Here is a 14,547-nt window from a genome sequence, read left to right on the forward strand (position 1 = left end):
TAAATAAGTAGAAGGTTGTGAATAAAAAATGTCCTGAAAAATCAATTTAGTTTTTCAGGACATTTCTTTTAATACTTCATTCGATATCTAAATTCTAGCTTGATATTTATAAAGTTGATGATATCTACCTTCTTTATTCAATAGCTCATCATGTGTACCTCTTTCAATAATATTTCCTTGATGTAATACCAATATCTGATCTGCTTTTTGAATTGTACTTAATCTATGAGCAATCACGATAGTAGTTCTTCCTTTCATCAATTGATCCAATGATTCTTGAATTAGTGCTTCACTTTCAGTATCTAAATTGGAAGTAGCCTCATCTAGAATAATGATTTTCGGGTTGGCAATAATGGCACGAGCAATAGCAACTCTCTGTCTTTGGCCTCCAGATAATTTCACTCCTCTTTCACCAATGACTGTTTGAAGTCCTTCATCGAATCTATCAGTAAACTCACTTACATATGCTGAATCAACAGCAGCCTTAAATTCTTGATCCATGGCAGTAGGGTTTGAAAATTTGATATTTTCTTCGATGGTACCTTCGAAAAGAAAATCATCTTGTAAGACCACCCCTAGATGTTGACGGTAACTTTGAAGATCAACATTTCTAATATCTTGACCATCCAATAAAACTTGCCCTGAAGTTGGATTTAAAAAACTAGCAATTAAACTGGCTATCGTTGTTTTTCCTGACCCAGATGAACCGACTAAAGCGGTAATGCTTCCAGATTTTGCTTCAAAATTTATATCATGTAAGACCCCTTTGTCTTCCTCATATTCAAATTGTACATCTTTAAGCTGAAGATCACCTTGAATATTTTGTGGAACGGCTTCTTTTCTCAATGGATCATCATTCTCGCCACTTAAATTCATTAATTCTTCTGTTCGGTCTAAACCGGCAAAAGCTTCAGTAAGTTGAGATCCAATGTTGCTCATTTGTACAATAGGGGCAATCATAAACCCTAAGTATAAAGTAAATGCTAAAAAATCGCCGACTGTTAATTCACCTTGAATAATTTTATAACCTCCAATACCCATAATACCTGTAGAAGCTACTCCTAATAAGAAAGTGGATGAACTTGTCATGATAGCGGTCGAAGTCAAACTCTTCTTTACATTTCTATATAATCGATCTACACCCGCTTCAAAAATCTTATTTTCTTGCTCCTCAGCATTAAAACCTTTGATGATACGAACACCATTTAAAGATTCGGTTAATCGACCTGTGACTTCTGCTTTAATCTTCCCTCGTTTTCTAAATATTGGGCGGATGAACTGAAATGCTTTAAGCGATATTACACCAAAAACTGAAATAGGAACCAAGACAAAGAAAGTCATGGAAACACTAATGTTAACCAATAATACGAAAGAAATAACAGCCGTAATTGTACCTCCAATTAATTGAACGAGACCTGTACCTACCAAATTTCGAACGCCTTCTACATCACTCATAATTCTTGATACAAGAACACCAGATTTAGTATTATCAAAATAACTGATAGGAAGTGAGATGACATGCTTTTGCACCTTTGCTCTTAGTTGAGCAATTAAATGTTGAGCTTCTACCGAAAGAAGTCTTGTTAAAAGAAAACTACTAATAGCTTGTACAAATATGGAAGAAATAACAACGATGACAATCGTTTTTAGCATTTCAAAGTCTTTGTTGACTACTACGTCATCCATCAAGTATTTACTTGCTCCAGGAAGCACTAATCCACAAAGTCGATTAATGATAATCAAAGTGAGACCAATCAATAGTAGTTTCCATCGTGGCCAAACAATTTCCTTAAAGACTTTAGTTATCGAAACCTTTTTATGGGGTGTATTATCTGTTTTCAAAGTGTATAGAATATTAATTGAAGACTATTAACCCGATTTCATTAAAAAATACTATTGTTATCTCAGGTTATTCAATCGTAATGTATAAAACCAATCAAAGATAAGATATTCGGTCTAAATCTATGATAAACATTACAGTGAGTGAAAAATATTTTTCTTAGCAATAAGAAGATTAAAGTTTAATCATTAGAAATTTCACCATAATAAAATAAAAAAACCTATCCTTAATGGATAGGTTTCAACACTTTACGTGTTTAAAAGTTAGTATTTGGGTTGTGCGTAATATTTTGATGTATTCGGGTTTCTTATGTATATCTAAATTTAAGATTTACTTAAACGGATGTAAAAAATGAATTGAATTTTCTTTATATAATTCAGTGTTTTCATTTTATTTTTCTATTCACTACTTAAGTTTTTCACATTTCTGATTTTTATCCCATTATTCTTGATAATATTTTGACACTGAAGGAAATGTCTTACTTCATGTGCAATTAGAAATCTAAAGGTATCTCCCGTTTTTAGTTTTATCCATTTACTGATAGTAATAGGGATTCTTACTTTTTCTAGATTTAACTCATTCGCTTGCAGTAATAACTGTTTTAATTTATCAATTTGTTGATGTCTAACATCCAACACAGAGGTGTCAAGGTTGCTTCCTATAGGATTTTTGTCAGATGGAGCTGGCATAGGGTTTTTAACGATATTTTCTTTTGGAGCCATCATATTGGAAAAATAATTTCCTAGCCATCCACTTTTATACACTTCGTGATTTCTTTTTTGCGATTTAAGAAGTGCTTTCTCAAGATGTGGAATATAATATTCGCCATATAAGTTTAAATGATGAATACATTCTAAAATTGACCAACTCTTTTCGTTAGATCGAAGGTTCAATTCTGTTACTAATAGGGATTGTAATACTTGAAGTTTTTCAAGATTTTGATCTAAATCATTATTTAGCGATTGAAGTAGACTTTGATAAGCAATTTTCATAATAGATGTAAGAGTTGAGAGAAATTATTTAACTGCAAGAAAGAAATTTATGAGTAAAGCTTTCTTGATCGAAATCAAGATTTCATAATTCGACTTAAAGTTTCTGGTGTCATTCTTAAATAGTGAGCAATGTATTTCAACGGGATTTCTTGAAATAATTTTGGACTTCGATCAAAAACTCTTTGAAAACGATCCTGAGGAGAAGTGATCATTAAATCTAATTCTCTTTCAGATTGTTGTCGAATTAAATCTTCTAATAATCTAATGTAATAATTTTTAAATTCAGGATGAGAAGAGACTAAAGTAGATAGGTCTTTTTTTTCAATAACAGCTACTGATGTCTTTCTTAATACTTCAATGTCAAAAAGCGAAGGAGTATCAGTAAAGAAAGCTGGGATGGAAGCAATTATGGAATTTTCATACCCTAATCTAACAGTAATAATATCTTTATCACCAAAGGTGACTCTTACCGCTCCTTTTTTTATCCAATATATTTTGGAAGCATTTTCTCCTGATTTTAATATAAAATCACCTCTTAAGTACTCCTTTATAATAAGTTCTTTCCCTAATTCCTGTTGTAATATTTCTGATAAATCATTTCTCATGAATTGAATGTAAATTTATTCTGTTAATTTGCGTCAGATTTTCAAACTCAACAAAAGTTGAGACATTCTAACAAATTAAATTATGACTATCCAACGAGTTATTTCTTTTTTTAGTATCCTTTTTATTTCTCTACCATCTTTTGCACAAGATTTTGTATTTGAAGGTTTGATCAATTCGGAACTAAAAGTAAGAGTAAGATATACATTAAGCGAAGATAATAAAGTAGAAGGGTATTGTATTTTTACTGAAACCACAGAAAAGCATTTGCTTACTGGTGAAAAGACAGCTTCTGGTGACCTAATCTTAAAACAAAAAAACGGGGAACAATTTAAAGGTAAAGTAATGGCTTCTTATATGTATAAAGGAAGCTACCTTAACAATGAAGGTGTAGAGCAAGGTTCTTTCTTGTTATCAAAAATTGATGCTACAAGAGATGATGATGAGCAACTTCTGACAAATAAAAAAGAAGCAGCAAATACAGAAGTCAACCAACTTAGTGAAACACAGAAAAACGAGATTTTTAATGCCTATTTGAAAGAATTTAAAGAGTGTAATCAAAAAGGTATTGATCCAATAAAGTGTAGACAATATACCGCCAAGGCATTTTCTGATATTTATGGTGTAGACGATTTTAAAGATCCATATGTAGGAGGGCAGTTTTTAACAATGACTGAAGCATATGATAAAATTGCTGCAGATAATTCTTGGGAAATGATTGGAGAAGGTAGTGCTACTGCTTTTCAAGAAGCACAAAAATTAGCCAATGCAGGTGATATAGTACTATTAGCTTATCCTTTCAAAGGTTATATTCAAATAGCAATGGTTAGAGTAGGTGAGCTAAAAATGTCTTCTAAGTGGGGAATGAAAGTACCTTCAGTAGGTTTATTCTTTGCGAATACTCCTGAGAAATCTTCTGCCTCAAAATCTATTAATTATATTTGGAGAGGACCTGACAATATTGAAATTTGGGTGAAAAAATAATTTTCATACACACCATATTAAAAGCACATTAACTACAATAGTTGATGTGCTTTTTTTGTATTATTCTAATGATTATCACCCTTTAATTAATTTTTTTGAAACTAATATGATTCATAGTTGTTTTATCTTAAAACCATAAATAGAACACTATGAAATCAAGGAAAGCAAAAATTTATCGTCTGTTGCTTCAAACTTTAGAACACGCAGGTGCATCGCAAGAAACAATCAACAAAAGAAAACAACGTTTGAAAAGCTTACTAAGGATTAAAGCCTTTAATGAAATATCTAAAGGAGTGATTTTCGAAACAGATAGTAGTATTTTTGTTGTTGGAGCGCATTTGCCTTTTCTTATGTTCAAAGGCAAACGTGTGATAGGTATGACGACAGATTCTCCTATGTATCGCCTTTTTAAGGGTAAGAAAGATGGTGACGTAATTGACTTTGGAACAGATAAAGAATCAATTTCTATTCTATAAATTTTTATATGCCTTATTGTTGCATTGGTATTTTATATATCTTTGCCGTAAATGAATGCAATCAAGAAACATATTATACTTTTAATGATCTTTGCCTATGGAATTTCCTTAGTGCATACAATCATTGGACATGTTCACGAAGATGGTGAACAGAATGAATATGTTTGTAAAAAAGATGTTGCATTAAATTCTGAGAATCAAAGTAATGACATCATTGACCATTGCGATGATAATCTATATGGTCTTTTGTCTTGCTTATTAGGACAGATTCATCATACTGATAATACACAAAATTTCACTAATAATGTTTCTAATCATTTGACGCAACCATGTCAGATGAATACATTAAAGAAACAGAGATTAATTGATTTTTATACTATTAGTCTACCGTTAGAAAAAGGATTTATTCCTCATTTTCTTTATCAAAAACTACAAACCCAGACCTCACAATCTTTACTTTTCCTTCGGGGTCCCCCAACAATCAATAGTTAATTTTTTGAACTACTTATAATTTTATAAAGTAGCCTTTTTTATTTCATCCTGTATACAATTATTGTACAGGGTAAAACTATCTATCAAACATTTTTATTAATGATTAATCAAATCATTTCCTTTTCAATAAAAAACAAATTATTGATTGGAGTGGTGATGTTATTTTGGCTGATCGGAGGTATTTGGAGTATTTCAAAAGTACCTGTTGATGCAGTTCCTGATATCACCAATAATCAAGTGCAAGTTATTACTCAAGCACCTAGTTTAGGAGCTGAAGAAGTAGAACAATTTATCACCTATCCGATTGAGTTGGCCATGTCCAACCTGCCAGATGTAATAGAGATAAGATCTGTGAGTCGATCAGGTTTATCTTTGGTCACAGTTGTTTTTAAAGATGAAGCCGGTACTTACTTGCCCCGTCAATTAGTAGCTGAAAAATTACCAGAGGTAAAAGAAAATATTCCTTCAGGTTTCGGAGACCCATTTATTGGACCTATTAGTACTGGTTTAGGGGAAATATATCAATATACTTTAGATGTAGATCCAAAATATAAAAAGGAATATACGTTATCTGACTTAAGAACTATTCAAGATTGGATAATCAGAAGGCAGATGGCTATGGTTCCTGGTGTGGTAGAAGTCAATGCTTTTGGGGGGTACATCAAAGAATATGAGGTGGCCATTCAACCTGACCGATTGAATGCAATGGGCATCACCATAGAAGAAGTTTTTTCTGCCTTAGAAACAAATAACCAAAATTCAGGAGCAGCATATATTGTCAAAAATCATAAAGCCAACTTTATTCGTGGAGAAGGTTTGGCAAGAAGCTTAGAAGACATAGAAAATATTGTGGTGGCGAATCAGGAAGGGATGCCTATTTTAATTAAAGATTTGGCAAAAGTTCAATTTGGTCACGCCGTGCGTTATGGTGCACTTACTAAAGAAGGAGAAGGAGAGGCAGTTGGCGGTATGATTCTTATGCTCAAAGGAGCCAATTCTAGAGAGGTGATACAATCGGTTCAAGATAGAGTAGCTCTTATTCAAAAGTCATTACCTGAAGGTGTTCAAATCAAGGAATTTATTGCTAGAAATAAATTGATTGATAAAACCACAAGTACCGTTTATACTAACCTTACAGAAGGAGCACTGATTGTGATTTTTGTATTGGTATTGTTACTCGGTAATTGGAGAGGAGGCTTGGTAGTAGCATCTACAATACCTCTTTCTTTATTGTTTGCTTTTATGATGATGTATCAATTTGACGTTTGGGCAAATTTAATGAGCCTAGGTGCTATTGATTTCGGAATAATCGTAGATGGAGCGGTAATTATTGTAGAAGCAACGGTCTTTTTGATGATGCAAAAGATGAAATCAAGCGGCATCTTGACTTCTGAAGGAAGAGATGAAGTAAGTCAGAAAGCTTCTTCAAAAATGATGAACTCTGCTTTCTTTGGACAATTAATTATCTTAATTGTTTTTGCTCCAATTCTTACTTTAGAAGGTGTAGAAGGAAAAATGTTTAAACCAATGGCACTCACTTTTATGTTTGCTATGGTGGGTGTAATGATATTGTGTCTTACTTATGTTCCTATGATTTCCTCTTTATTTATTCGAGTACCTAAAGAAGAAAAAATTGGATGGGGAAGTAAGTTAATTTTAAAATTAGAGCAAGTTTATGAACCTCTACTAAAAAGTGCCTTATCAAATGCTAAATGGATAGTGGGTAGTAGTCTCATAATTTTGATTAGTAGTCTTGGTCTATTCTCTACTTTAGGAGGCGAATTTATGACTCAATTAGACGAAGGTGACATCGCATATCATGTGATTTTAAAACCAGGTTCGTCTTTAGAAGAAAGCATTGCTGCAACTACTCAGGTAGAAAAAATCATGAAAGATAATTTCCCTGAGATTGAACAAGTAATGAGCCGTATTGGGGTAGCAGAAGTTCCTACAGATCCTATGCCTTTTGATGTAGCCGATTGTTTGGTGATTTTAAAGCCAAAATCGGAATGGGTATCTGCAGACTCAAAAGAGGAACTCATTCAGCTTATTAAGGAAAAGGTATCAGAATTACCAGGTATAAATTATGAATTCACTCAGCCGATAGAGATGAGGTTTAACGAATTAATATCTGGAGTAAGAGAAGACATCGCCATTAAATTGTTTGGAGAAGATTTAGATATTTTGGCCCGTAAAGCGGAAGAGATCTCCAAGCTAATTGGCTCGGTAGAAGGCATAGGGGATATGAGAGTAGAAGCCACGGATGGTTTACCTCAGATTTCTATAAAATATAATCGTCAGAAAATAGCGCAATACGGAGTAAACATTCAGCAATTAAATGATTTAATACAAACTGCTTTTGCAGGTAAATCGGCAGGGCTAATTTTCGAAGGAGAAAAACGATTTGATTTGGTCGTTAGGTTTGATAAAAATGAAAGAGCTTCTGTTGAACAACTCAATGAGATGTTTATTCATTTACCTAATGGAAAACAAATTCCTTTATACATCCTTGCGGATATTCAATATGAATTAGGACCTATGCAAATTAGTAGGGATAATACACAGAGAAGAACGTATGTTGGGGTAAATGTTAGAGGTAGAGATATTCAATCTGTAGTAAATGATATACAGCAAACCTTAGATGAAAAACTAGACTTACCACCTGGCTATTTTATTAGATATGGTGGGCAGTTTGAAAACCTCGAGAGGGCGAATCATAAATTGAAGGTTGTAGTGCCTATTGCTTTGATTTCCATCTTCCTTCTATTGTTTATTGCATTAAAATCATGGAAACAAGCCTTAATGATCAATATGGCCATTCCGTTTGCTACTATTGGAGGTATCTTCGGTTTATGGTTAAGAGGGTTACCTTTTAGTATTTCTGCTGGGGTTGGCTTTGTAGTTTTATTTGGTGTGGCTGTCTTAAATGGTTTAGTATTGTTAGAAGGTTGGAATGAATTAAAAAAAGCTAGTGATCTCTCTTTAAAGGAGAGAATAACACAGGGAGCTAAAAGAAGAATTCGTCCTATACTTTTAACTGCACTTACCGACATACTTGGATTTTTACCAATGGCAATTTCTACAACGGCAGGTGCTGAAGTACAAAAGCCTCTCGCAACGGTGGTAATTGGTGGGATGATAACCTCTACTATACTCACATTATTTGTGCTTCCTGTTTTATATCAAATGGTAGAAAATAAATCAAAAATTAAATTGACGCCAAATACATTCATGTTGATCATATTGGGTGGTTTAGGCCTTTCATTTTTTAATGAAGCTGCTGCTCAAGATGAACTGAAGTTAATTACGACTCAGGAACAAGCGATAGAAGTAGGTTTAATTCAAAATGGATATATCATTAATGCTTCAAAAGGAGTAGAAGTGATGGAAATTGAGAAGAAAAAATCATTTGATATTCAAAAATTGAATGTTGATGCTACCTATGGACAGTACAATAGTTATCATAATGATTTAGGGATTGAAGTTTCTCAAAAGTTTGCCTTTCCTACAGTGTATTCTAAGCAAAAATCACTGGCAAAAGAGAAAATAGAAGGAGCAAATCTCACTTTAGAGTTAACTAAAAGTGAAATTAAGAGAGAAATAAAAATAGCTTGGGAAACGCTTACCTATTTAAAAGATAGAGAGGTGTTGATGCAATATCAAGATAGTATTTACAAGGAGTTTCAAAGAGCTTCTGCTGTTCGTTATGAAACAGAAGCAAGTAATTATTTAGAATTAGCTTCTGCAGAAACACAGGTAATGAAGATAGAAAATGATCTCTATTTATTATCAGCTGATATTTTGATGCAGGAGAATAACCTAAGAGTACTTTTGCAAGACACAACAGAGATACAGTTCCAGACTAACTCTTTATTGAAAAAAACGTCGAATACTCTTTCATCCTCTGAAGAGGTATTGAATCATCCTAAACTGAATAAGATTAAACATGAAATCAGTATTTCTAATGCAGAGCAAAAGGTAGCCTCAGCAAAAATGTTACCTGATATTAAGTTAGGTTACTTTAATAACTCAATGACGGGAAGTATTCTTCAGGATGGTAGTGCTGCATCTTCTTCTACAAGGTTTCAAGGGGTAAGCCTTGGTGTAGGGATTCCGTTATTTTATGGGTCGGAAAAGGCTTCTATCAATCAAGCTAAATTAAAAGCACAGATGGCGGAAGTAACAGCCGATCAATTCACTATTCAACTAGAAGGGGAGTATTACAGGTTAATACAACAGAAAAATCAGTTGGAAGGATCGTTGGCTCATTATGAATCAAAAGCATTACCTCAAGCAGATAGAATTATTGATTTTGCTCAAAAAAGCTTTTCGCATGGTGCTATAGGCTATGTGGAGTATTTTCAAAATATCAATCAAAGCTTAGAGATCAAATACAATTATTTGAATACGCTTCATAATTTCAATCAAGTAGTCATTCAGTTAGAATACTTAACGAACAAATAGAACATCATGAAATACATATATATATTAATTTCAACTTTATTTTTAGTGAGTTGTGCTCAAGAGGAGTCACATCAGCATCACGACGAACATGAACATGGTCATCATGACGAACATGAGGATCACGGGGATGAAGTTCATATCACTCCACTTCAATTTAAAAATATGAATATGAAGTTAGGAGCATTCCAAACTTTAGATATTGGAGATTATGTGATGACCAATGGTACTTTAGAAGTGCCTCCACAAAACGAAGCGTCTGTTACTGCAATTATAGGGGCGAATATCAAAAAGATTAATGTTATTGAAGGAGAAAAGGTGAGAAAAGGACAAGCTTTAGCTTACCTTAACCATCCAGACCTAATTAAACTTCAAACCGATTATCAGGTCAAATCACATCAATTAAAATTTTTGGAAGAGGAGTACAATCGACAAAAAAGGTTGTATGATGAGAAAGTGGGTTCGGGTAAGGATTATCAAAAAGCAAGTTCGGATTATTTTAGTGCACAAGGCGATGTGAAAGGCTTAGCTTCTCAAATTAAAATGTTGGGGTTAAACACATCAAAAATAAAAGAAGGAAAAATTGTAGAGTTAGTACCTGTTTTTTCTCCTTTGTCGGGATATATCAAGAAAGTTATGGTGAAAACCGGACAATACGTATTACCTCAGACAGAGATGTTTCAGGTCATTAATCTAGATGATATTCATGTAGATTTAATGGTATATGAAAGAGATATCGCCAAAGTTAAAGAGGGACAAAAAGTTGTTTTTAGAACTGAAATGCACCCTGAGATTATTCGTACAGCAAGTATCTTTAATATTGGTCGTTCTTTTGAATCAGACCCTAAAGCAATTCATCTTCATGCGGATATTCATGATCTAAAAGAGGAACTACTTTCTGGTACTTATGTAAGAGGAAAAATCATGGTTAATTCTAAAGAGGCGAAGGCGCTTCCGGAGGCGGCAGTGGTACAAGAAGGTACGGAGCATTTTATTTTTACTGCAGAAAAAGAAGGTGATGAATGGTCTTTTAAGCCTAAAAAAGTAAAGATTGGATCTATCGATAATGGGATGGTAGAGATTAAACCTTTGGAAGAAATCAATGAGCAAGCAAAGTTGGCATTAAATAATGCATACTATTTGATGGCTGAGATGAAAAAATCTGAAGCGGAACACCATCATTAACAGCAAAAATTGAAGAGTAGAGGAGGTAGTATAATTATGAAATAGGAGAACCTATAGATAATAATATATTACCTCCTCTATTTTATTTAGTGATTTTGGCGTTAAAATTGATGTATTCCGAAATAAAAATTGCTCAAATTAAGGAGATTACAATGATCAATGATTGGGTAGAATCGTATGCAGATGACCTTTATAGATGGGTACTGAAACGAACTAATGATGTTCAACTTTCTGAAGATTTGGTACAAGAAACCTTCTTGGCCGCACATCAGTCTTTTGATAAATTTGAGGGCAAAAGTAGTCCGAAAACATGGTTGACTGCCATCCTTAAGTATAAATTGATGGATCATTTTAGAAAACAAGACAAGAAAAAAGAGAAAGTAACCTCGGATTTTTTCTTTGATGATAAAGAACATTGGAAGAAGGATAATAACCCAAACTTTTGGGGGGAAACAGAAGAACACCTTTTGGATAATGCCGATTTTCAAAAAGTATTAGCGGAGTGTCTTACTAATCTTTCTGACCGCTCTCGTATTGCTATTACGGCAAAATTTCTTGACGAAAAAAAAGCAGAAGATATTTGTCATGATTTAGAAATAACAACGTCTAATTATTGGCAATTGATTCATAGAGCAAAGCTAAGTTTAAGAAATTGTCTTCAATTAAAATGGTTTAAGAATTAATAGTATGATGATTACTTGTAAAAAAGCATCGGAATTAATCGATAAAGAAGCTGAGGTGGGGATTAGTATGGGCGAAAAGGTTCAGCTATCATTTCATACTTTTATCTGTAAAGCCTGTAAGCAATATCGAATAATGAGCGATCAATTAGGAAATACGTTACAAAAATTTATCACCAAAAATCACGAAAATGCTTCTTTATCTGAGGAAAAAAAAGCAGATATTATTAAAAATATCAATAAAAGTGATGAGAACTTGTAAGGGTAATAGTTTACCTACGACTAATCTGCAATTGATACCGACGGACTTGCGGTAAAGTTGTGGATTAAGTTAGTGAGTTCGAAGGTTTTTAAAGAGGGGTTTTGCCCCTCTTTTTTTGTTTGAGGGGTGGAGTCCTTTGTACGAGGGGTTGAAACCCCTCGTTGTGGACGTTGCCTTTTGATTGTTTTTTTGTTTTGGTTGTGGTTTTTGTATGAGGGGTTGAAACCCCTCGTTGGGGACGTTGCCTTTTGATTGTTTTTTGTTTTGGTTGTGTTTTTTGTATGAGGGGTTGAAACCCCTCGTTGGGGACATCACCTTTTCATTGTTTTTTGTTCGAGGGATGAAGTCCTTGTTGTGGACAATTTTGTTTGATATTAGAAATCTTCGAATGCGAAGTATTTGAGCTCATCCTTTAGTTTTTGGTTGCTATGTTTTGTCCATTGATTCAGAATGTAATTTTCGACTTTTTTTACTCGATCTGGACTAACGGAACAAGAATAATAGCCATTTTGCCAATTGAAATGGTTTATACCTAATTCTTCATTAATCATTTTACTTGATTTTCCTTTTAGATATTTAACTATAGCAGCAATATTTTGAGTTCCTCTTAATCTTATTAATGCGTGTACATGGTTAGTGTAACCGTTTACAACATATAATTGAATCTTGTATTCATCTGATATCTCAAAGAAGAGTTTATTCAGATAATTTTTCCATAGTGATTGATTGAAGTACTCTCTAGAATATTTGGTGTTCCATACCACATGAACCCATAGGTTATTGTTTGACTTTGTCATAGTTAGAATTTAGTAATGAATCGTTCAGTATATTGAAGTTACACAAAGAATTTATAATAAGAATAATAGATATCAATCATTATTCATAAAATGATGTGAAACATCATACATATAAACATGAGTATCTTTAATCTATAACTCAAAAAAACGAAAGAATCCATTTGCAAAGCTGTCCCCACCGAGGGGATTTATCCCCTCGTTTATCCCGGCAGGTCTTACTTTTACAAGTTTACCTCCTCTCAACATATATATAAGTATGAGTTTTCCTTAATACAAAACTCAAAAAAAACAAAAGCATCCAATAGCAAAGCTGTCCCCACCGAGGGGATTTATCCCCTCGTTTATCCCGGCAGGTCTTACTTTCACAAGTTTACCTCCTCTCAACATATATATAAGTATGAGTTTTCCTTAATACAAAACTCAAAAAAAACAAAAGCATCCAATAGCAAAGCTGTCCCCACCGAGGGGATTTATCCCCTCGTTTATCCCGGCAGGTCTTACTTTCACAAGTTTACCTCCTCTCAACATATATATAAGTATGAGTTTTCCATAATACAAAACTCAAAAAAAACAAAAGAATCCAATAGCAAAGCTGTCTACATCGAGGGGTTTCATCCCCTCGCACGCTACAAGTTTTTACTTCCTCGCATGCTCCTCCTTTTCCAGGCTTTCCCCTCGCACACTCCTTCTTTTACACGCTCCCCAAAAGTCATACTTAACAAGTTCCACCACCTTCACAGTTTACAACACCAAACCAATCCCCAACATAGGGCCACTTAACCTAATATCATTTACTTTTAGCTCATTGTATCCTCCCTGAAAGTAAAATCTATTGATATATAGTTTCATCGCCACAGTACCTTCAACCATAGATACATCATCATCTAAGAAAGAAAAATACCATTCTGTGTATAGGCTGATAGGTTTGAAAAGGTAGATTTCAGTACCAAGATTAATGTTCCAACCCGAAAAATCATCTGCAACAAAGAGATGAGAATAACCTACACCTGCCCAGCCATCAAAACCAGTATAGGCAAATAGGTGATAAGAAGCATTGGCATGTAGAGTACCTAAATAATCTGGAGAATAATTCTCAATTTGTTCTTTATAAAAGTTACCTTTTACAGACGCACTAAACTTTGGAGAGAAATTTAACCTCGCCTTAATATTACCTCCTTGTAAATTATTGGACTCCCAAATGTAATTTGCTTCAAATTCACTAGTGAAATAAGTGCGGCCTTCCATATTTCTAGAAGTTTTTCCAGCCCCTTTAGAATAGTAGGGATATTTCTGTAGTCGCATAGGTGCTCCATGCATTTGTGTTAGTTCACTTTCTGAAGGAACCATATTAATTACAGTAAGAAGTACATCACCAAGGACAGAATAATTATTGGAGTTATTATTATCTGATGAAGAAGTGTAGTAGCTTTTTTGTTCACTTTTGCTCTTTGTGCTTTTTTTTATGCTATCAATTTTTCCTTGACCTATTAAGGATAAAGGAATAGCGAGAAATAGAAAGAATGTAATAGTTTTCATGTTATTATATTAAAAAGTGAGCTATTCTAATGACAATTTGTAAATGATATATGACAAATGTACGTTGTTATTGTGAATGAATTGGTAGTTTGTATTGATTAAAAATGAACGAGTAAAATCACCTTAATATGTAGTTAAAAAGAAGAAGTGTTTGTTCATTAGTAGTTCATCAATATTAAAAATTTGATAATATAAAATGTAGCTGATAAAATTAATGAGTCTTACATATTTGCTCCCGA

General features: G+C 33.5%; 12 protein-coding genes. 7 read left to right on the top strand and 5 right to left on the bottom strand.

Annotated elements, in window-relative coordinates:
- Window positions 1-87: 87 nt before the first annotated feature.
- From NH26_RS01305 to NH26_RS01315, 3 genes are all read right to left on the bottom strand, one after another.
- The gene (locus tag NH26_RS01305; RefSeq protein ID WP_199880218.1) at window positions 88-1,842 is read right to left on the bottom strand and encodes an ABC transporter ATP-binding protein; all 1,755 of its coding nucleotides are present in this window, start codon (window positions 1,840-1,842) and stop codon (window positions 88-90) included.
- Window positions 1,843-2,238: 396 nt separating this feature from the next.
- Window positions 2,239-2,832 carry a DinB family protein gene (locus NH26_RS01310; RefSeq protein ID WP_044226517.1) on the bottom strand — a complete coding sequence of 198 codons (594 nt, stop codon included), beginning with the start codon at window positions 2,830-2,832 and terminating at the stop codon, window positions 2,239-2,241.
- A 74-nt stretch (window positions 2,833-2,906) separates the two neighbouring features.
- Window positions 2,907-3,437: a Crp/Fnr family transcriptional regulator gene (locus tag NH26_RS01315; protein ID WP_052432175.1), complete on the bottom strand. Its 531-nt coding sequence runs from the start codon at window positions 3,435-3,437 to the stop codon at window positions 2,907-2,909.
- 82 nt (window positions 3,438-3,519) lie between these two features.
- Here NH26_RS01315 and NH26_RS01320 point away from each other — a divergent pair, with 82 nt between their 5' ends.
- The 7 genes from NH26_RS01320 to NH26_RS01350 all read left to right on the top strand — a co-directional run bounded on the left by NH26_RS01320 (window position 3,520) and on the right by NH26_RS01350 (window position 11,975).
- Complete coding sequence (locus NH26_RS01320; RefSeq protein WP_044226514.1) at window positions 3,520-4,419, top strand: hypothetical protein; 900 nt, start codon at window positions 3,520-3,522, stop codon at window positions 4,417-4,419.
- Window positions 4,420-4,568: 149 nt separating this feature from the next.
- The gene (locus NH26_RS01325) at window positions 4,569-4,895 is read left to right on the top strand and encodes a hypothetical protein (RefSeq protein WP_044226511.1); all 327 of its coding nucleotides are present in this window, start codon (window positions 4,569-4,571) and stop codon (window positions 4,893-4,895) included.
- Between the two features lie 51 nt (window positions 4,896-4,946).
- A complete protein-coding gene (locus NH26_RS01330) occupies window positions 4,947-5,387 on the top strand; it encodes a hypothetical protein (RefSeq protein ID WP_044226509.1) in 441 nt (146 codons plus the stop codon).
- A 99-nt stretch (window positions 5,388-5,486) separates the two neighbouring features.
- Entirely contained in the window at window positions 5,487-9,851 is a 4,365-nt protein-coding gene (locus tag NH26_RS01335; RefSeq protein WP_044226504.1) for a CusA/CzcA family heavy metal efflux RND transporter, read from the top strand.
- Window positions 9,852-9,857: 6 nt separating this feature from the next.
- Window positions 9,858-11,033 carry an efflux RND transporter periplasmic adaptor subunit gene (locus NH26_RS01340; protein WP_044226502.1) on the top strand — a complete coding sequence of 392 codons (1,176 nt, stop codon included), beginning with the start codon at window positions 9,858-9,860 and terminating at the stop codon, window positions 11,031-11,033.
- Between the two features lie 110 nt (window positions 11,034-11,143).
- Entirely contained in the window at window positions 11,144-11,716 is a 573-nt protein-coding gene (locus NH26_RS01345; RefSeq protein ID WP_044226499.1) for a sigma-70 family RNA polymerase sigma factor, read from the top strand.
- A 7-nt stretch (window positions 11,717-11,723) separates the two neighbouring features.
- Window positions 11,724-11,975, top strand: coding sequence for a hypothetical protein (locus NH26_RS01350; protein WP_199880219.1), 252 nt, complete (start codon window positions 11,724-11,726; stop codon window positions 11,973-11,975).
- A 374-nt stretch (window positions 11,976-12,349) separates the two neighbouring features.
- Here NH26_RS01350 and tnpA read toward each other — a convergent pair whose 3' ends face one another.
- Both tnpA and NH26_RS01360 read right to left on the bottom strand, forming a co-directional pair.
- On the bottom strand, window positions 12,350-12,772 hold the full coding sequence (gene tnpA, locus NH26_RS01355) for an IS200/IS605 family transposase (RefSeq protein ID WP_052432174.1): 423 nt from the start codon (window positions 12,770-12,772) through the stop codon (window positions 12,350-12,352).
- A gap of 741 nt (window positions 12,773-13,513) precedes the next feature.
- Window positions 13,514-14,308, bottom strand: coding sequence for a hypothetical protein (locus NH26_RS01360; protein WP_044226495.1), 795 nt, complete (start codon window positions 14,306-14,308; stop codon window positions 13,514-13,516).
- Between the last annotated feature and the right edge of the window lie 239 nt (window positions 14,309-14,547).

The sequence above is a fragment of the Flammeovirga pacifica genome, assembly GCF_000807855.2.
Taxonomy (GTDB): Bacteria; Bacteroidota; Bacteroidia; order Cytophagales; family Flammeovirgaceae; genus Flammeovirga; species Flammeovirga pacifica.